The organism is Kaustia mangrovi, assembly GCF_015482775.1.
In the GTDB taxonomy this organism is placed as follows: domain Bacteria; phylum Pseudomonadota; class Alphaproteobacteria; order Rhizobiales; family Im1; genus Kaustia; species Kaustia mangrovi.
Genome location: NZ_CP058214.1, coordinates 4044634 through 4061457 on the forward strand (window position 1 = coordinate 4044634; position 16824 = coordinate 4061457).

Below are 16824 nucleotides of genomic sequence, written 5' to 3' on the forward strand. Positions count from 1 at the left end.
AGATTGGATCGATCTTAGTCGCTCGGCAAGCGCACAGCGCTCTCGGGCCCCTAGACGCTCCCAAAGCCTTGCTCCGCTTCATGGTGCATTGTCACGGTGGACCCGGCATAGTTCGTCACGTGCCAGTGAGCTAAGAACACCTCGTCGAAATCGCTCACGCGCGTAATGTCGAACAGTTTGTTCTGCTTGGAAAACGGGTAGCGAAGGCGTTGGCCATCTTTGTCGATTTCGTGGAATCGAACCAATAGCTTTTCGCAGTGCGCGGTGTATTCGTCATCGAACGGCTCGCCCGACCACCGTGCGCCGTAATCGCAAAGATCGCGCCACAGCGCCATAAGGTTATGCTCCATCTTCTGTGGTGGAGTTGGATCGTTCGTCCGAAATTGCTCAATAGCGGCCTTCAGATTCAGTTCAATTGAATGTCTGGCCAGATAGAGCACAGGGATTTGTAGATAATCCTGGCGCGGCCAACGCTTCTTCGCTTCCGCGAGGAGCACCTCAAAGCCATTGGCATAAGCGTGTGCGTAATAGCACAATGTCGATTCCAAGCCGTTTGGAGGTTCCTGCTGCACGAACCTCCGCACACGTGATGGCAATCGATCAATCTCGATAAGATCATAGAATTGCGATAGCTCGTCGGTCATCGGACTCTCCCTGTCGCCGCCAACGGAATGGCCTGTCAGCGCGGATATGGGCTTCCGGGCTACATTGCCCATCAATACCGCCGCACCCGCTTTCAAACGCTTTCGATTTGCCTTCAATCGCTATCGTGGGGAGAGAGCGCCGGCCCGCTCCGTATCCGGGCGGTTCGACCCCGACATCTGTCGGGGGCATTCGGCCAGGCGGCTGTCGCCATTCTGGCCACATGACGACGCGATCCGCAACCGCCTTTCCCGCATTGCTCGCCCTGGCCGCCGAAGGGGCAGCACCCGACTGGGTGCAGCTCGTCCCGGCCGGCGAGAGCCGCGCTGTCGACGGGCGCACCTTCCGGCTGGACGATCCCGCCGCCGTGATCGCGGCGTCGATGGAGGCCGGTCTCGATCTGCCGATCGACTGGGAGCACGCCCAGGACCGACGGGCGGAGGATGGCGGGATCGCGCCGGCGGCCGGCTGGATCGTCGAGCTCGCCGAGCGCGACGGCGCCATCTGGGGGCGGGTCCAGTGGACCGAGCGCGGCCGCGCCTCCGTCGAGGGGCGCGAGTATCGCTACGTTTCTCCGAGCATGCTCCAGCACCGGAAAACCAACCGCGTCCTGCGCATTATCGGCGCGGGGCTGGTCAACCGGCCGGCGCTCGTCATGCCGGCCCTTGCACGCGAAACCACCACCGAGGAACCAGACATGGACAAGGAGCTCCTGGAGGCGCTGGGCCTGAAGCCCGAGGCCTCCAAGGCCGATGCGCTCGAGGCCGTCGGCAAGCTGAAGGGCGACCTTCACACCGCCCAGGCCCGCGCGGAAACGCCGAGCCTGGACAAGTTCGTGCCCCGCGCGGACTACGACGCCGTGGTCGCCCGCGCCGAAACCGCCGAGACCACGCTGGCCAACCGCGACAACGAGACCCGCGAGGCGGAGATCGCCGCGCTGGTCGACGGTGCGGTGACCGCCGGCAAGATCGCCCCGGCCAATCGCGACTTCTATGTCGCCACGGCCCGCGAGGAGGGCGGGCTGGAGCGGCTCAAGACCTTCGTGGAGAGCGCCCCGCAGGTCGTCGCCAAGTCCGGCCTCGACGACAAGGATGCGCCCGGCGGCGCCGGCACGCTGACCGACGCGGAGACGGTCGTCTGCCGCCAGCTCGGCATGACCGAAGAGGACTTCGCGAAGTCCAGGGACGAGGAGACCCGATAAATGACGGCGCTGACACGAGACCGCAACACGCCGCGCGCGGCCGGCGATATCGACGAGCACGACACGAAGGGCGGTGTCCGGATCTATGCCGGCTCCATCGTCTGCCTGGACGCCACCGGCCATGCCGTGCCGGGCGCCGCTGCCGCCGACCTCACCGCGGCCGGCCGGGCGGAAGCCCATATCGACAATCGCGACGGGGCGGACGCGGATCTCCGCGTGCCGACACGGCGCGGCATCTTCCGCTTCGCCAATGACGGGGCCGACCCGGTCGACCGCACCCATATCGGCGCCGACTGCTACGTCGTCGACGACCAGACCGTCTCCGCGGCCGATGGCGGCGGCACGCGTTCCGTCGCCGGCCCGGTCGTCAATATCGACGCGCTCGGCGTCTGGGTCCGCCTCGGCGTCGTCTAACTCAAGGGACACCCCCATGCTGATCAACAGGACCAATCTCGACGCCATTCGCGTCGGCTTCAAATCGTCCTTCCAGGCCGGCCTCGGCCAGGCGCCGTCGCAGTACACCCGCGTTGCCACGGTCGTACCGGCCTCGACGAAGGAACAGAAATACGGCTGGCTGGGCAAGCTGCCGAATGTGCGCGAATGGATCGGCCCGCGCGCGCTCCAGAACCTCCAGGAGCACGACTACGCCATCAAGGAGAAGCCCTGGGAGCTGGCCATCTCGGTCGACCGCGACGACATCGAGACCGACAATCTCGGCATCTACAAGCCGATGTTCGAGGAGATCGGCCAGTCGGCAGGATCGCACTACGACCTGATCACCTTTTCCACGCTCAAGAAGGGCTTCGAGCTGCCCTGCTATGACGGGCAGGCCTATTTCGACACCGACCATCCGGTGCTCGACGAGGACGGCAACGAGGTCTCCGTCGCCAATACCGATGGCGGCGCCGGCGCGCCCTGGTTCCTGATGGCAGCCAACCGTCCGCTCAAGCCCGTCATCCTCCAGAAGCGCAAGGATTTCGAGTTCGTGGCCAAAGACGATCCGAAGGATGACAACGTCTTCATGAACCGAGAGTTCGTTTACGGGACAGATGCTCGGTTCAATACCGGCTTCGGCTTCTGGCAGATGTGCTGGGGCTCCGCCCAGCCGCTGACCCCCGCCAACTATGAGACGGGCCGCACGGCGCTGACCTCCATGAAGGGCGATTACGGCCGTCCGCTCGGCCTGATGCCCAATCTCCTGGTCGTCGGGCCGGGCAACGAGGGCGCCGGGCGCGACATCATCAAATCCATGCTCGTCAATGGCGGCGAGAGCAACAAATGGGCGGGGACGGCCGAGCTGCTCGTCGTGCCCTGGCTCGCGTAACCGGAGGCCCTCATGGCAGCGAAATCCCAGACAAAGGCGGCTGAAACAAAAGCCGCCACCACCGATGCACCCCAGCCGCCAGCCCAGGGCGGAGCCGGCGATACGGCCGGCTCCGCAAAGGGCAACGAGGCAGGGGCCGGCACGGATGTGCTGGAAGTCACCGCGCGGCAGGACCGCCGCCGGCGCGCCGGTTTCGCCTTCGGGCGGGCGGCTGTCCGGATCCCCCTTGGCGATCTCAAGGCCGATCAGATCGCCGCGATCGAGGCCGACCCCCAGCTCGTCGCCACGCGCAAGGCGGGCGGCGAGCCCGAGACTTGAGGTTCTCCCCGGAGCGGCCGGCCGTCAGCCGCTCCACTTGGGCCCCGGCGACGGCGTGCGCCGGGGGCACTTTCGTCCAGCGAGGTGAGAAGCCGCCATGGCTTATGCGACCGAGGCCGATATCGACCGGCTCTATCCGGGCCAGCTCGACCGTCTCGCCTGGAACATGGAGGCGGATGCGCGCGACACCGCGCGGATCGCCGCCGCGCTCTCCGATGCCACAGCCTTCATCAACTCCTATATCGCGGCGCGCCATGCTCTGCCGCTGTCGACGGTGCCAGACGTGCTGGTCACGCTCGCCGTCGACATCGCGCTCTGGCGCCTCGCCTCGACCGCCGATCTCCTCACCGAAGAGATCTCCTACCGCCACAAGCACGCTCACGACTGGCTGAAGGACGTCGCCGCCGGCCGCGCCGCCCTCGATGTCCCCGCCGGCACGCCCGAGGCGACCGCCCCGGACCTTCCCGAGCTCGACGCGCCCGAGCGCCTGTTCCGCCGCGAAAGGGGGCTCTAGATGTCGTCTGTCTCCATATCGGCCGATGTCGAGGGGCTCGCGCAAGCGGTCGCGGCCATCGACCGGCTTGCCGAGCTGCCGACCGGCGACCTCCTCGACGTCATCGGCGCGACCGGCGAAAGCCAGACGCGCCGGCGGATCGAGGAGGAGAAGACCGCGCCGGACGGCACGCCCTGGGCGCCGAACCGGGCCGGCACCTCCATCTTGCTTCAGACCGGACGGCACCTGCGCGACTCCATCGGCTATCGCCGCGTCGGTTCGGACGAGGTCGAGTGGGGCTCCGCCTGGGAGCATGCGGACGTCCACCAGTTCGGGATGACCATCAAGCCGCGAAACGCAAAGGCGCTGAGCTTCGAGATCGGCGGCGAGACGATCTTCGCCCGCGAGGTGACGATCCCCGCGCGGCCGTTCCTGGGGCTCTCGGCCGACAACGAGGCGGAGATCGCAGAGGTGATCGACGACTTCATCGACGCGACCATCGGGGGCATCCCCTCGGGGGGACGCCATGAGCATGCCCAGGATCGCGGATCTCCTGGACGCCATCGTCGCCGAGCTCGGCGCGCTCGATGGCATAAAGGACTGCGCGCGCCATGGCGGGCGGTTCGACGTCGCCGAGCTCAAGCGCTTCGCCGTCTCCGCACCCGCCGTCCGCGTCGCCGCGCTCGGCATCCGCGCGGTGCGCCAGGTCGACACCGGCGAGCAGGATGCCCGCCTTCGCATCGGCGCCTTCATCGCCACGAAAGACCGGCCGGAGCGATCGCGCGACGACGCCGCGCTCGCTTACGTCCAGCGCGCGATAGAGACCGCCCAGCTCGGTCGCTGGGGGCAGCTCAAGGTGCATCCCGCGCGCGATCTCACGGCGGAGAGCCTCTATTCGGGCGAAGTCCAGGCAACGGGCATCGCGCTGTGGGGCGTGGTCTGGACCCAGACCGTGCGCATCGGCGACCCGGACGCGGAGCTCGCCCCATGAGCTGGGCGGGCGATGTCGAGATCCAGCTCGCCGAGGTGGAGCGCCGGCTCGCCAATGCGGTGCGTGTCGGCAAGGTGGCGCAAGTCGACCCGGCCAAGGGGCTGGCGCGCGTGGAGATCGCCAGGGACCGGATGGCAATCCCGTCCTCACCCCCTGGCTGCCCTGGAGCGAGCGCGCCGGCGGCATCCGCACATGGTCGCCGCCGAGCGTGGGCGAGCAGGTCCGCGTCGTCGCGCCCTCGGGCGAGGTGGCGCAAGGCTGGGTCGATCCGGGCGGGTTTTCGAGCGAGACGCCCGCGCCGTCGGGCGATGGCAACCGCCATGTCATCGACAATGGCGAGGTCCGCGTGGAGATCGCCCGCGACGAGGTGATCGTGACGCGCGGGCAGGACGTGGTGGAGATGCGCGACGGCTATATCCGCCTGAAGCAGCACGACAACGATGCCCGCCTCGTCGCCCATGCCGACCAGGCCAAGATCGCCTGGGCGCTGCCGACCGAGCGCGCCGTCTTCGTCGATGGCGACGGCATCTGGCTCACTGAGGATGCGGGCCGCAAGGACGATCCGTTCCCGGACATTTGATGTAGTGGACATTTGAAGGAGGTTTCGAAGTGGCGTCGAAAGAGCTTTACAAGATCGTCGAGGGCGTCTGGATCGCCGGCAAGTGGCACGAGCCGGGCGACAAGGTCGCGCTCACCCCGCAGGAGCGGAAATATCTGCCCTATTGGGCGCTCGCCCCGGTCAAGGCCCCCGCGAAAAAGCCGGCCGAGAAGACCGCGGCCAAGGCCCCGCCGGAGCCCGAGCGCCAGGCGAAGCCCGCCGCCAAGACGTCCCGGAGCTGATCCCGTGCCCGGCGTCGACCGCGATAGGGGAGCGCGCTGGATGGCTTCGACCATGTCGTCCAGTCCATCGGCGTGATCCTCACCACGCCCAAGGCCACGCGCGTCATGCGACGGGAGTTCGGCTCCGACGTGCCCGCGCTGCTCGACCGGCCGCTCAACGCCGCGACCGTGGTCGACGTGATGGTCGCGGCCGCCGACGCCATCGACCGGTGGGAGCCGCGCTTCCGGGTCGAGAGCATCGACGTCGCCGGCGGGCCGGACGGGCGGCTCGATATCGCGGTCAACGGCACATATTTCCCGCGCGGCCATCTCGGCGACTTCACGCGGGCAAGCGAGGCACGCGCGGAGGTGAGCCTGTGACCGGCATCACATTCACGGATCTGGAAAACCTCGATCCCCCGCAGATCGTCGACGAGCTGGACTACGAGGCGCTGCTCGCCGCGATCCGCGCCGACCTGCTCGCGCGCTTCCCGGATGTGGAGGGACTCATCGATCTGGAAAGCGAGCCGGCGCGCTATCTGATCGAGGCGGTCGCCTATCGCGAGCTCCTGCTGCGCGCCCGCGTCAACGATGCGGTGCGCGCCAACATGCTCGCCTTCGCCGGCGGCTCCGATCTCGACCATCTCGCCGCCTTCTACGATGTGGTGCGCCTGGCCGGCGAGAGCGACGAGGCGCTCCGCCGGCGCACCGTGCTCGCCATTGCCGGGCGCTCGCCCGGAGGCACCGCGCCGCGCTACCGCTCCGTCGCGCTCGGGGCCGATATCCGCGTCGCCGACGCCATCGCCTGGCGCGACGATCTCTCGCCCGTCGTCCAGGTCGCCGTCTTCGCGACCGACAATGGCGGCATGGCGGACGCGGCGCTTCTGGAGGCGGTGCGCGTGGCGCTGAACGACCCGGCGGTGCGCATGGTCAACGACACGATCGCGGTGCGCTCGGCCGTCACGACCACGGTCGATGTCGAGGCCGATATCTGGCTCCTGCCGGAGACGCCCAACTCCGTCTTCGACGTGCTGGAAGAGACCCTGCGCGAGGCCTGGGCGCGCGAGAGCGGGCTCGGCTTCGATATGACGCGCTCCTGGCTCACCGCGCGCCTCATGGTCTCCGGGGTGCACCGCGTGGACATTAGGAGCCCCGCCCAGAACATCGTGCTGCCGCCTTTTGAGGCCGCGCGTTTCGGCACCATCACTCTCAACAATGCCGGGCGGGACTACTGATGGCTCTCTTGCGTTTAGAACGGCACCGGCCCGCTCCCCCACCCGACCGCCCAAAGGAGCGGGCCGGTGCCTTGTGCCCCATTGAGCGGAGGAGCCGATGACGGCGCACCTCCTGCCGCCCAATGCCACGGAGCTCGACAAGGCCTTCTCGCTGGCCTTCGACCCGGCGCCCGAGCTCGCGCCGGCCATCGACGCGGTGCGCGGGGCGAAGCTCGTCGCGCCGCCGCCGAGCTGGTTGCCCTGGCTCGTCTACGAATACGGGCTCGGCGAGCTCACGCCCTACGTCCCCAATCTCTACGACCTGATCCGCGAGGGCATCGACTGGCAGCGGATCCGGGGAACGCCCGCGGCGCTTGCCATGGGGCTCGGCTGGATCGGCTATGCGGGCGATATCGAGGAATGGCCGACCCGCCGGCGCGCCTGGAGCCGCTTCCAGCTCCGGCTCGACCGGGTGCGCGATACGGAAGACCCCGACCTCGAACGCATCGAGGGCATCGCCACGCTCTCGCCGCCGCTGCGCTCGCGCTTCTGGCGCGGGTTTCATGGCTACGACGTCCGGCCGCTGGACTGGAGCTGGCAGCGCTGGAGCGGTGCGCGCTGGGCGTCCTTCTCCGGCGTGCGGCTCCATGAGGGCGGCCCCAAATGGTCCTTCGGGCGCACTCACGATGTGGACCGCACGCTCGGCCAGGCCGAGCTCGAGGCGGCCGGCGCCTGGATCGCGCCGACCGGCGGGGCGAGCCTCTCCTGGGGGCCGTTCCCGTGGACAACACCCGGCATCGCCTGGACGGATAGCGGCGAAGAGGCCCGCCGGCGCGCCATCGCCGCCAATCTGGCCGCCCGCGACATCTATGTCGCGCTGATCGACGGCGACGGCCAGGTGATCGGCTATCGCCGGGCCCGCGCCGTCCATGCCGTCTCGCTCGATGTCGCCGGCGCCTACGAGGTCGACGGGGTGCGCTGGGCGCCGGACGAGCAAGGCACGGCCATCTATGTGGAGGCGCTGACCGGCTTCGGGGACGGCGCCGGCGCCGATATCGCTTCCGTCGCGCTCGCCTTCGACGCCACGCCCGCCGATCCGGCCCGGCCGGGCCTTCTCTGGGCCGGACCGGGCGAGCTTGTCACGCCCACCGGCCTCGTCGCCGAGACCCCGGCCGCCATCGCGCTCGGGGAGACGGTGCGCGAGCGCATCCGATTCATCCTGAGGAGCTGACCCCCATGGCCCACGAACACCGCTCCGGACTTTCCGACGCCTATGACCGCTTTGCCGAGAGGCCCGACCATGCCCGGCTGGTCTTCCGCGAGAACCGCCTCGGCCAGGCCGCCGAGCTGAACGAGCTCCAGTCCATCGCGGAGGCGCGAGGCACGCGCATCGGCAATCTGATCGGGCGCGACGGCGACCGGGTGGAGGGCGCGGAGATCGTCGTCGACGCGCAAGCCGGAACGGCGACGCTCACCGCCGGCCGCATCTATCTGCGCGGCGATGTGCGCGCCGTCTCCGAGGCGGTGCTCGCCGGCGTCCCCATGGCGGGCGATGTGCGCATCGGCGTGCGCTACCGGGTGAGCGTCGTTACCGAGGTGGAGGACCCGGACCTCGTGGGGCTCGCGCCGGGAACGGACGCGGAGGGCGAGCCGGGCGCGGCCCGCGAGGTGGAGAGCATCGTCTGGGGCTTCGAGGGCGACGGCAGCGCCGGCGAGCTCTACGCCGTCTATCTCCTGCGCGACGGCGTGGCCATCGACCAGACGCCGCCGCCGAACCTCTCCGGCGTCAACGCGGCCATCGCGCAGTACGACCGCGACGCCAATGGCAACTATATCGTGGAGGGCTGCCGGGTGACGGCGCTCGGCAAGAGTGGCGCAGACCAGATCTTCGCGATCTCCGAGGGCGTCGCCAACATCATGGGCTTCAAGCGGACGCGCCATGTGGCGCTCCGCCATGCCGAGCCGGAGGCCTTCGACGCCGGCGTCGTCGATGCCGAGCCCCACACTTTCGCCGATGGCGGCTCGGGCACGGTCACGGTGCCGCTCTCGCACACGCCGGTGGCCTCCATTCTCAACGCCATCGTCACGAAGGAGGTGACGGAGAGCGTCGTTCACGGCGCGGTCTCCGGCGCCAGCGACGAGCTGGGCAACACCTCCGTCACGGAGATCGTGTCGGTGACGCAAGGGGCGACCACCTATGTGGAAGGCGCCGACTATGTGCTCAATGCCGACCGGGTGGACTGGTCGGCCGGCGGCGGCGAGCCGGCGCCGGGATCCTCCTACGACGTGACCTATCGCTATCTCGACGCGGTGGTGCCCGACGCCTTCGACGACGACACGGTGACGCTCTCCGGCGGGGTGACGGGCACGACCGTGCTGGTGAGCTACGAATGGAAGCTGCCGCGCGTGGATCTCCTCTGCCTCGACCAGGACGGCAACGCGGTCTATCTCAAGGGCGTTTCCGCGCGCTCGCGGCCGGCCGCCCCCGTCGCACCGGTCACGCTCCTGCCGCTGGCGGAAATCTCCAATGGCTGGCGGGGCAAGCCGGCGGTCGCCAATACCGGCGTGCGGGCAGTGCATTACGACGTGCTCTGGCGCTATCTCAACCGCCTCGTCGACGCGCTCGACCTGATCGCGCTGGAGCGCCTGCGCCGCGACATCGACTCGCGCGAACCGGTGGCCAAGAAGGGCGTCTTCGTCGATCCCTTCACCTCCGACCGCTATCGCGATGCCGGCGAGGCGCAGTCGGCGGCCGTCTTCTCCGGCTCCATGCAGCTTGCCGTCGACCCGACCTTCTATGCGCCGCCGCTGTCGGCGCCCGTCACGCTCGACTGGAGCGAAGAGGTCGTCATCGCCCAGGAGCTCGCGACCGCGTGCCAGAAGATCAACCCCTATGCCAACTTCACGCCGCTGCCGGCCGGCCTGGCGCTCGATCCGGCAGCCGACTTCTGGGTCGAGCACGAGACGGAATGGACGTCGCCGGTCAGCCGCCAGTTCGGCTCCGGCTCGCGGACCCGCACGACGACGCGCGACGAGCTGGTCGACGAGCGCGAGGAGCTGCTCGAGTTCCTGCGCGAGATCGACGTCGGTTTCCAGATCTCCGGCTTCGGCCCTGGCGAGGAGCTCGACAGCCTCACCTTCGATGGCATCGACGTCACCCCCGCCGGTCCGCTTGCCGCCGATGCGCAAGGCGAGATTGCCGGCAGCTTTGCGATCCCCGCGAATGTGACGGCCGGCCAGAAGCTCGTGCGCGCGGAGGGTGCCGGCGGGGCCTTCGCCGAGGCCGCCTTCGTCGGCCAGGGCGTCGTCGAGATCGACGTCATGAGGCGCGTCACCACGACCAGGCGCAGCCAGCCGAGCCGCTCCACGCGCCGGTCCATGTCCGGCGAGACGGGCGGCGGCGGAGCCGGCGCGGACCCGATCGCGCAGACCTTCATCCTGCCCGAGCCGCGCCATGTCGCCGGCGTGGATCTCAAGTTCTGCCTGATCGGCGACACGGCAAACGGCGTGCTGCTCCAGCTCGTCACCGTGGAGAACGGCATCCCCACGACCGACATCGTCGCGGAGGCCTTCGTGCACATGGGCACCGTGGTGCTCGACCAGTGGACGGCGATCCGCTTCCCGCTGCCCGTCTTCCTGCCGGCGGACCGGGAGTATGCGTTTGTCGTGAAGACCGACGATGCCGACCATTCCATCGCCATCGGCCGGGTGGGCGACTTCGACGCGGAGGCTCAGGAATGGGTTTCCGCCCAGCCCTACAGCGTCGGCGTCATGCTGTCCTCGTCCAACGCCCGCACCTGGACGCCGCATCAGGCCGAGGACGTGACCTTCCGCCTCGTCGCCGCCGCCTTCGCCCCCGCCACCAAGGTGGTCGATCTCGGCCAGCACGATCTCGTCGACGCCTCCGATATCCTGGCGCGCGCGACCGTGGAGCTGCCGACGGCGGACGCGCGGATGCAGTTCGAGATCGAGCGCGCCGACGGCTTGGTGACGCGGCTCGAGCCCGGCCAGGTCTGGGAACTCGACGAGTACGTTACCGAGGCGGTCACCCTGCGCGCCGTGCTCACCGGCACGGCGACCATATCGCCCGTGCTCTATCCGGGCGTCCTGCTGGTCGCCGGCAAGATCCGCAACGAGGGCTCCTACGTCTCCCGCGCCTTCGCGATGGGCACGAGCATCAGGCTCGCCGCCTACCTCAAGGCGCTCCTGCCGGCTGGCTCCGGCCTCACGGTCGAGGCCGATGCCGGCAACGGCAACTGGCAGGCACTCCCGTCCGGCGGCTCGACGCTGCTGGAGGACGGCTGGACGGAGCGCGACTACGAGGTGGACCCGTACACCGCGCCCGAGGGCCGGCTGCGGCTCACCCTCACCGGCGGCCCGGCCGCGCGCCCCGCGCTCGCCGATCTGCGCGCGGTCTCGATCTAGAGGAGGTTCTCCCATGGCCATCGTCGACAACAGGACGCCCGCGCGGGACTATCTCCTCCCCGAGGGATCGAACAATCTGGAGGACGACGTCCTCCGGCTCGTCGCCGCGCTGTCGGCCATCGACACCGACGTGGCGGCGATCCTCGCCTCGCTCGCCGGCAAGGCCGAGGCCGTCCACGGGCATTCCATCGGCGACATTGCCGGCCTCCAGGGCGCGCTCGACGGCAAGATGGATGCGGGCGCGACCTTCAGCCTGGACGGCCTCTCCGACGTCGACGTGGCGGGCGCGGCGAACGACCAGTTCCTGAAATATGCAGGTGGGCAGTGGATCCCGGCGAAGCTCGACGCCGGCTATGTCGTCTCCGGCACCTTCGCGGAGGCGCGCATGCCGGCCTATCTCAGATCGACCGCGCTTTCGAACAGCTACGCGCCGGCCGCCCACACCCATGCGATCGCCGGCGTGACCGGCCTCCAGGCCGCGCTCGACGCCAAGGGCAGCCTCGGCGAGGCGGGCCTGTGGTCGGCCGTCCAGTTCGGCGGCGTGCAGACGCTCGCCGACGGTGCCAGCGTCACGCCGGACATGAATGGCGGCCAGCACTGGTACTGGGCGCTCGGCGCGGACGGCAACCTGCTGGAGGCCCCGTCCAGCCTGCCGGCGGCCGGCTCGGCCTCGGCCGCCGGCATTCTGGAGATCGCGATGTCGGGCGGCGCCTTCGTCCCGGCCTTCGACGCCCTCTACAAGCAGGCCGATGGCGAGGCCGTCGACCCGCCGTCGAGCGCGGACGGCGAGACCACGCTCTATTCCTGGCTGCTCACCGCCGGCGGCGCGATCGTCCTCACCAAGATCGGGGACGGCCTCGCATGACGGTGACCGCGCCTTACTACACGCTGGCCACGCCCCGGCTCTCGGGCTTCCTCTATATCGGCGACGATATGCAGACCAATGCGGCCAACCAGGCCGCCATGCTGTTTCCGGCAATGCCGATCGGCAAGCCGCAGGCCGACCGGCTCGTCGTCTCGCTGCTCATGTCGTCGCGCTATTCGAGCGAGGGCCAATCGGGGAGCAATTCGTGGATCGAGGACGCCTTCATCGGTGGCGTGGCGGCAACGCGCAATGATGGCATTTCCTCCACCGAGAGAACGCCGACCGCCATCGCCTCGCGACTCGTGCCCACGGGCCGCACGGCCGACATCGCCTACACGCTTCGCAACCCCCAGCGCGGGGCGGCTGTCGGCGTCGGAGTTTTCTACGGGCTGTCCACCGATGCCGCCGCCGACAGCGACAGGCTGCGCTTCTCCAGCGATCACACGCCGAGCCTGGCCATCACAATCCCCGCCGGAGGTATCGGTCTGTGGTCGGTCGGCATCGGGGCGGACAGGGCCTCGACGCTGGCCTGGACGGGCGCGACCGAGATCGCCCGCCGGGTGGATGCCGGATCCTTCGTCTGGTCGGCCGCCCTGGTCGTCAACGACACCGGCGGCGATCTTGTCGGCCACGAGGCGGAGGCGAGCTGGACCTTCGACGCGACCTGCACCATGTGCGCCGCCTCCTTCGCGCCTGGAGCCTGAGCCCATGCCCGCCTGGATCCGCGCCATCGGAAAGGACGCGCTGCTTCATGCCGCCGCCGCCGCCGTCCTCACCGTCGCGGTCGGCCTAGCCGAGCTGGCGCTGGGAACATTGGCGAGCTGCCTGCGACCAAGGATCAGCAAGCATCCTCTGTGCCGCTGTGGATTCAAATAAGGGGTGCTGCTACCGTCTGATACACTTCGATTGGTTCGCAGAAAGACCGCAATACCGCGTGCTTTCTGCATTTCCAGATACTGTTCTCTCATGTGCTGGCTATGCCGAATGATTTCTACGTGATGCGGGTCCAGAGCCGCATCGGAACCGCCAAATATAACGTCAGGCTGGAAATCCAACCCGATGACGCGACAGACGTTGATCCCACGCCCAGAAGGGATTTGGACGGTGCTTATGTACTTCCGATCGTGCAGCCATCTGACAACGAGCGACATATTGTGCTGGGCAAGTTTATGGATGAGTGGAGCAAATTGGAGATGGCGCTGAGTTTCTTGCTTGGCCACCTCACTTCGACTCCGATGGAAAGCGTGAGCGTGCTCATGAACGCACTTGGGAGTCGTGGACAACTTGACGTTATGCGAACACTAGCTCCGCTTCGGATCGAGGGGGGCAAAGTGGGCGAACTGGAAGCGCTTTTAGATCGTGTCAAAGCCCAAAATACCAGGCGGAATAGGATCGTTCATGGTTACTGGGCGCTTGAGTTGGTCGTGGTCGACTGCGATGGAGCGCCAGCAATACGCTATCATCAATACAGAGAGTATTTTCCTAGCGATGCAGAGACCAAAATACGGATCGGGACCCCTTCCAACCGCAAGGTGCGCTCGAAGTACCTGTTCGGTCTTGGTCGCATAAAAACGATAACGCGGAATATAATCGAACTGCGCCGCGATCTGGAGGCCTTCAAATCGCGGTGCTTACCGTCAGGGCAATAAAATTGACTGAGCGCCCTCGCAGTCCGCGCACCATAGGCTACCTGCCCTGTGCCTAATGGCAAGGAATAATTCCACGCTTTATCCTATTCAAACGCGATGTCGTGCGCCTGATTGACCGTAAATGAAACCTGATACTCGAAGAGGAAGATGTTGGGCACTACAGTACGCGCAAAGCGTAACTTCTCGCTGATCGTCTTCGCGACGATCACGCCATTAACAGGCCTGCCACCTGCTATGGTCTGCTTGACCCAGCCCATATAGCGCGCGACTTGCCCGATCGCGCTGTCCGGGCTTTGCGCACGTTTCAACTCGAAAACGTAATAGGCACCATCGGTGTCCACCGCGAGGATGTCGATCCAGCCGACAGCCGTAGGATATTCAATCCCACTTCGGCCAGTCTCATCTTGAAACAGTCTCAGGCGCCTTCCGTCGACGGCGACCCTGTCGAGGTTGTTGGCCAGAAAGTCGCGAAGCTGCTCCTCAAGCTGAAACCCCAATCCTTCCTCTTCATCCTCGGAGTTCTCCGCATCGCTTCCAACGTCGTCCTGCGGGCCAAGATATTCCTCGATATCAAGGCTTTCCTCGACGCCCGGTCTGAACAGCAATACCTTCGTGGCTGTCTCCTCCATGATCCAGCCCATTTTTCTCAGGCCATTGCGGAGCATGTGGCTGGTGCTGCCATTGTTGTGAGGATCGAGACCGGGTGGAATTTCCTCCGGATGCGCGCGAAGCCAGCTCTTCAGTCGATGTTCCCTTGCGCGACCGTCTTCCCCAAGCGTGACAACAAAATGCTTTCTGACCATCCCCACCCCCTACGTCTTCGCCTCGCCGGGTAACCTCTCCATGGCAATAGATCTCTGCGGGCCCGGCCAACAGGACGTCTCAGAACGAGACCCGAGCCGTTGGACAGTATCGCTTGAAGACCTCTTGCAGCTTTTCGCGCGCAGTCGCAATTTGCGCCGACGTTGGAGGATTGGCTGGCGAGCCGCCGATCTGGCCCGGCAAACCTGTACTCTTCCTGATCACCATATACGTGATGTCAGGCAACCCCTTCGCTTCCTCCTCGCAACTGATAAGGTCGAGCACCGGTTTCCATGGCCCTTGCGCAGGGATCCCCACGAGCCTGCCCAGTTCCGCATAGGAATTCTTGTCGCTTCGCGGCGCGCCCTCGCGGGCCCACGTCTTCAACACCTCACGAATTCGCGGCGCCTTGTCCTGATAGCGAACTGCCCCTGCCATCTCGATCTCCCTATTTCCAAGGAACGATATTTCGAAAATCGAACTTTATCTGAGGTCATCGCTCGTGACCACCCGATGGCCCTTCAGGCACAGCGAGATGGACAAACGATCATGGCTCGCCTCCCCGACACCTGTCGGGGGCACCGGAGGACGTGCGGATTGCGACATCTCTAGGGGAACAGCCGGAGCGTAGCCGGCGGCCTCACGGAGATCAAGCGCATGACCACCGAATATCTGCACGGCGTCCGGGCGATCGAGATCAGCGACGGCCTGCGGCCTGTGCGCCGCGCCCGCTCGTCCGTCATCGGGCTCGTCGGCACCGCGCCCGACGCCGACGCGGCGACCTTTCCGATCAACACGCCGGTCGTGGTGGCCGGCAATACGCGCACCGCGGCGCTGCTCGGGAAGACCGGCACGCTCGGCGACGCCATGGCCGCGATCTATGCGCAGATCGGCGCCATCGTCGTCGTCGTCCGCGTCGAGGAGGGGGGCACAGCCGAAGAGACGCTCTCCAATGTCATCGGCGACCCGCTGGCCAAGACGGGCGCTTACGCGCTCATGACCGCCGAGCAGGTGACGGGCTACAAGCCGCGCATCCTGATCGCGCCGGGCTTCACGTCCGACCGGCCGGCGACGGGCATCCAGCGCATCGACGTGACGGCCGGTGGCACGGACTACACCGAGGCGCCGACCGTCGAGCTCGACGGCGCGCCGACCGTCCCGGCAGAGGCAACCGCCATCGTCGAGAACGGCGCGGTCACCGCCGTCATCGTCACCCAGCCGGGCCTCGGCTACTCCGCCGCGCCGACCGTGACCCTCGCCGGCGGCGGCGGCGCGGGCGCGACGGCGACAGCCGTGCTCGGCACCACCGCCAACCCGGTCGCGGCCGCGCTCACCGGCATCGCCGCCCAGCTTCGCGGCTGGGTCTTCGCGGACGGGCCGAACACGGCCAGCGCGAGCGCGATCTCCGCGCGCGGGGATTACGGCTCCGACCGGCTCATGCTGTTCGATCCGCACCCGCTGGTGTGGGATACCGACACCGACACCAATGTCACAAGGCCAGCGTCCGCCTTCGCCGCCGGCGTCCAGGCCTTCGTCGACAACAAGCACGGCTTCTGGTGGCCGCTGTCCAACCGGCCGGTCAACGGCATCGTCGGTGCGACGCGGCCCATCGCCTTCTCGATCGGCGATGCCAACTCCGAGCACAATCTGCTCAACGAAAACGAGATCACGACGATCATCCGCAAGGACGGCTTCCGGTTCTTCGGGCTGCGCTCGACCGGCTCCGATCCATTGTGGGCCTTCCTGTCGGTGCGACGCACGGGCGACATGATCATGGACGAGATCGAGGCCTCGCATCTGTGGGCGCTCGACCGGCCGTTCTCCCAACAGCTCCTGCGCGAGATCGTGGAGAGCGTGAACGCCTATCTGCGCACGCTGATCGTGGAGGGCGCGATCGTCGGGGGCACGGCCTGGCTCAATCCCGACTTCAATCAGCCGTCGGACCTCGTCCAGGGCAAGCTCGCCATCGATTTCGACATCGAGCCCGTGGCGCCTATCGAGCGGCTCACCTTCCGCGTCCACCGCAACCCCGAATACTACACCGCCGCGATCGAGGAGATCGTCCGCGACCTCGCGGCCTAG

20 protein-coding genes and 1 pseudogene are annotated in these 16824 nt (G+C 67.4%); 17 read left to right on the forward strand and 4 right to left on the reverse strand.

Annotated features, from left to right (window positions below; genetic code table 11):
• Positions 1-50 precede the first annotated feature (50 nt).
• Complete coding sequence (locus tag HW532_RS19135) at positions 51-644, reverse strand: hypothetical protein (RefSeq protein ID WP_213161995.1); 594 nt, start codon at positions 642-644, stop codon at positions 51-53.
• A gap of 221 nt (positions 645-865) precedes the next feature.
• Here HW532_RS19135 and HW532_RS19140 point away from each other — a divergent pair, with 221 nt between their 5' ends.
• The 5 genes from HW532_RS19140 (at position 866) to HW532_RS19160 (ending at position 3999) form a co-directional block, all read left to right on the forward strand.
• Positions 866-1843 carry a phage protease gene (locus tag HW532_RS19140; RefSeq protein ID WP_213161996.1) on the forward strand — a complete coding sequence of 326 codons (978 nt, stop codon included), beginning with the start codon at positions 866-868 and terminating at the stop codon, positions 1841-1843.
• The gene (locus HW532_RS19145; RefSeq protein WP_213161997.1) at positions 1844-2257 is read left to right on the forward strand and encodes a hypothetical protein; all 414 of its coding nucleotides are present in this window, start codon (positions 1844-1846) and stop codon (positions 2255-2257) included.
• A 16-nt stretch (positions 2258-2273) separates the two neighbouring features.
• Complete coding sequence (locus tag HW532_RS19150; protein ID WP_213161998.1) at positions 2274-3167, forward strand: Mu-like prophage major head subunit gpT family protein; 894 nt, start codon at positions 2274-2276, stop codon at positions 3165-3167.
• Positions 3168-3179: 12 nt separating this feature from the next.
• Complete coding sequence (locus HW532_RS19155) at positions 3180-3485, forward strand: hypothetical protein (RefSeq protein ID WP_213161999.1); 306 nt, start codon at positions 3180-3182, stop codon at positions 3483-3485.
• A 97-nt stretch (positions 3486-3582) separates the two neighbouring features.
• Positions 3583-3999 carry a gp436 family protein gene (locus HW532_RS19160; RefSeq protein ID WP_213162000.1) on the forward strand — a complete coding sequence of 139 codons (417 nt, stop codon included), beginning with the start codon at positions 3583-3585 and terminating at the stop codon, positions 3997-3999.
• Here HW532_RS19160 and HW532_RS22240 read toward each other — a convergent pair.
• Positions 3996-4202, reverse strand: a complete 207-nt coding sequence (locus HW532_RS22240; protein WP_246479309.1) for a hypothetical protein — start codon at positions 4200-4202, stop codon at positions 3996-3998. The genes HW532_RS19160 and HW532_RS22240 overlap by 4 nt on opposite strands.
• Here HW532_RS22240 and HW532_RS22245 point away from each other — a divergent pair.
• From HW532_RS22245 to HW532_RS19210, 11 genes and pseudogenes are all read left to right on the forward strand, one after another.
• Positions 4102-4401, forward strand: a pseudogene (locus HW532_RS22245) (phage virion morphogenesis family protein); the annotation flags it as partial. The gene HW532_RS22240 and the pseudogene HW532_RS22245 overlap by 101 nt on opposite strands.
• Positions 4402-4510: 109 nt before the next feature.
• Positions 4511-4969, forward strand: coding sequence for a DUF1834 family protein (locus HW532_RS22250; protein ID WP_246479310.1), 459 nt, complete (start codon positions 4511-4513; stop codon positions 4967-4969).
• Positions 4970-5177: 208 nt separating this feature from the next.
• Positions 5178-5549 (forward strand): hypothetical protein, encoded by a 372-nt coding sequence (locus tag HW532_RS22255; protein ID WP_246479311.1) that lies wholly within the window; start codon positions 5178-5180, stop codon positions 5547-5549.
• Between the two features lie 29 nt (positions 5550-5578).
• Positions 5579-5809 (forward strand): hypothetical protein, encoded by a 231-nt coding sequence (locus HW532_RS19175; RefSeq protein ID WP_213162001.1) that lies wholly within the window; start codon positions 5579-5581, stop codon positions 5807-5809.
• 72 nt (positions 5810-5881) lie between these two features.
• On the forward strand, positions 5882-6169 hold the full coding sequence (locus HW532_RS19180) for a GPW/gp25 family protein (protein WP_246479312.1): 288 nt from the start codon (positions 5882-5884) through the stop codon (positions 6167-6169).
• On the forward strand, positions 6166-7023 hold the full coding sequence (locus tag HW532_RS19185) for a baseplate assembly protein (RefSeq protein ID WP_246479313.1): 858 nt from the start codon (positions 6166-6168) through the stop codon (positions 7021-7023). The genes HW532_RS19180 and HW532_RS19185 overlap by 4 nt, the downstream gene beginning before the upstream one ends.
• 97 nt (positions 7024-7120) lie before the next feature.
• Positions 7121-8233 carry a phage tail protein gene (locus HW532_RS19190; protein ID WP_213162002.1) on the forward strand — a complete coding sequence of 371 codons (1113 nt, stop codon included), beginning with the start codon at positions 7121-7123 and terminating at the stop codon, positions 8231-8233.
• A gap of 5 nt (positions 8234-8238) precedes the next feature.
• Positions 8239-11427 (forward strand): DUF4815 domain-containing protein, encoded by a 3189-nt coding sequence (locus HW532_RS19195; protein ID WP_213162003.1) that lies wholly within the window; start codon positions 8239-8241, stop codon positions 11425-11427.
• A 13-nt stretch (positions 11428-11440) separates the two neighbouring features.
• Entirely contained in the window at positions 11441-12292 is an 852-nt protein-coding gene (locus tag HW532_RS19200) for a hypothetical protein (RefSeq protein ID WP_213162004.1), read from the forward strand.
• Entirely contained in the window at positions 12289-12996 is a 708-nt protein-coding gene (locus HW532_RS19205) for a hypothetical protein (protein ID WP_213162005.1), read from the forward strand. The genes HW532_RS19200 and HW532_RS19205 overlap by 4 nt, the downstream gene beginning before the upstream one ends.
• A 273-nt stretch (positions 12997-13269) precedes the next feature.
• Positions 13270-13941 (forward strand): hypothetical protein, encoded by a 672-nt coding sequence (locus HW532_RS19210; protein WP_213162006.1) that lies wholly within the window; start codon positions 13270-13272, stop codon positions 13939-13941.
• An 83-nt stretch (positions 13942-14024) separates the two neighbouring features.
• On the opposite strand, the gene HW532_RS19215 is transcribed toward HW532_RS19210, so the two are convergent.
• Positions 14025-14744, reverse strand: coding sequence for an endonuclease NucS domain-containing protein (locus HW532_RS19215; RefSeq protein ID WP_213162007.1), 720 nt, complete (start codon positions 14742-14744; stop codon positions 14025-14027).
• Between the two features lie 79 nt (positions 14745-14823).
• Positions 14824-15180: a hypothetical protein gene (locus tag HW532_RS19220; RefSeq protein ID WP_213162008.1), complete on the reverse strand. Its 357-nt coding sequence runs from the start codon at positions 15178-15180 to the stop codon at positions 14824-14826.
• 219 nt (positions 15181-15399) lie between these two features.
• Here HW532_RS19220 and HW532_RS19225 point away from each other — a divergent pair, with 219 nt between their 5' ends.
• Positions 15400-16824 (forward strand): phage tail sheath C-terminal domain-containing protein, encoded by a 1425-nt coding sequence (locus HW532_RS19225; RefSeq protein ID WP_213162009.1) that lies wholly within the window; start codon positions 15400-15402, stop codon positions 16822-16824.

Bases quoted from the DNA above. Each gene is read 5' to 3' on its own strand.
- HW532_RS19215 (WP_213162007.1), bottom strand. From the start codon at position 14,744: ATGGTCAGAAAGCATTTTGTTGTCACGCTTGGGGAAGACGGTCGCGCA.
- HW532_RS19155 (WP_213161999.1), top strand. From the start codon at position 3,180: ATGGCAGCGAAATCCCAGACAAAGGCGGCTGAAACAAAAGCCGCCACC.
- HW532_RS19135 (WP_213161995.1), bottom strand. From the start codon at position 644: ATGACCGACGAGCTATCGCAATTCTATGATCTTATCGAGATTGATCGA.
- HW532_RS22250 (WP_246479310.1), top strand. From the start codon at position 4,511: ATGCCCAGGATCGCGGATCTCCTGGACGCCATCGTCGCCGAGCTCGGC.
- HW532_RS19195 (WP_213162003.1), top strand. From the start codon at position 8,239: ATGGCCCACGAACACCGCTCCGGACTTTCCGACGCCTATGACCGCTTT.
- HW532_RS19160 (WP_213162000.1), top strand. From the start codon at position 3,583: ATGGCTTATGCGACCGAGGCCGATATCGACCGGCTCTATCCGGGCCAG.
- HW532_RS19140 (WP_213161996.1), top strand. From the start codon at position 866: ATGACGACGCGATCCGCAACCGCCTTTCCCGCATTGCTCGCCCTGGCC.
- HW532_RS19205 (WP_213162005.1), top strand. From the start codon at position 12,289: ATGACGGTGACCGCGCCTTACTACACGCTGGCCACGCCCCGGCTCTCG.
- HW532_RS19150 (WP_213161998.1), top strand. From the start codon at position 2,274: ATGCTGATCAACAGGACCAATCTCGACGCCATTCGCGTCGGCTTCAAA.
- HW532_RS22240 (WP_246479309.1), bottom strand. From the start codon at position 4,202: ATGGAGGTGCCGGCCCGGTTCGGCGCCCAGGGCGTGCCGTCCGGCGCG.
- HW532_RS19220 (WP_213162008.1), bottom strand. From the start codon at position 15,180: ATGGCAGGGGCAGTTCGCTATCAGGACAAGGCGCCGCGAATTCGTGAG.
- HW532_RS19190 (WP_213162002.1), top strand. From the start codon at position 7,121: ATGACGGCGCACCTCCTGCCGCCCAATGCCACGGAGCTCGACAAGGCC.
- HW532_RS19210 (WP_213162006.1), top strand. From the start codon at position 13,270: ATGCCGAATGATTTCTACGTGATGCGGGTCCAGAGCCGCATCGGAACC.
- HW532_RS19200 (WP_213162004.1), top strand. From the start codon at position 11,441: ATGGCCATCGTCGACAACAGGACGCCCGCGCGGGACTATCTCCTCCCC.
- HW532_RS19145 (WP_213161997.1), top strand. From the start codon at position 1,844: ATGACGGCGCTGACACGAGACCGCAACACGCCGCGCGCGGCCGGCGAT.
- HW532_RS19225 (WP_213162009.1), top strand. From the start codon at position 15,400: ATGACCACCGAATATCTGCACGGCGTCCGGGCGATCGAGATCAGCGAC.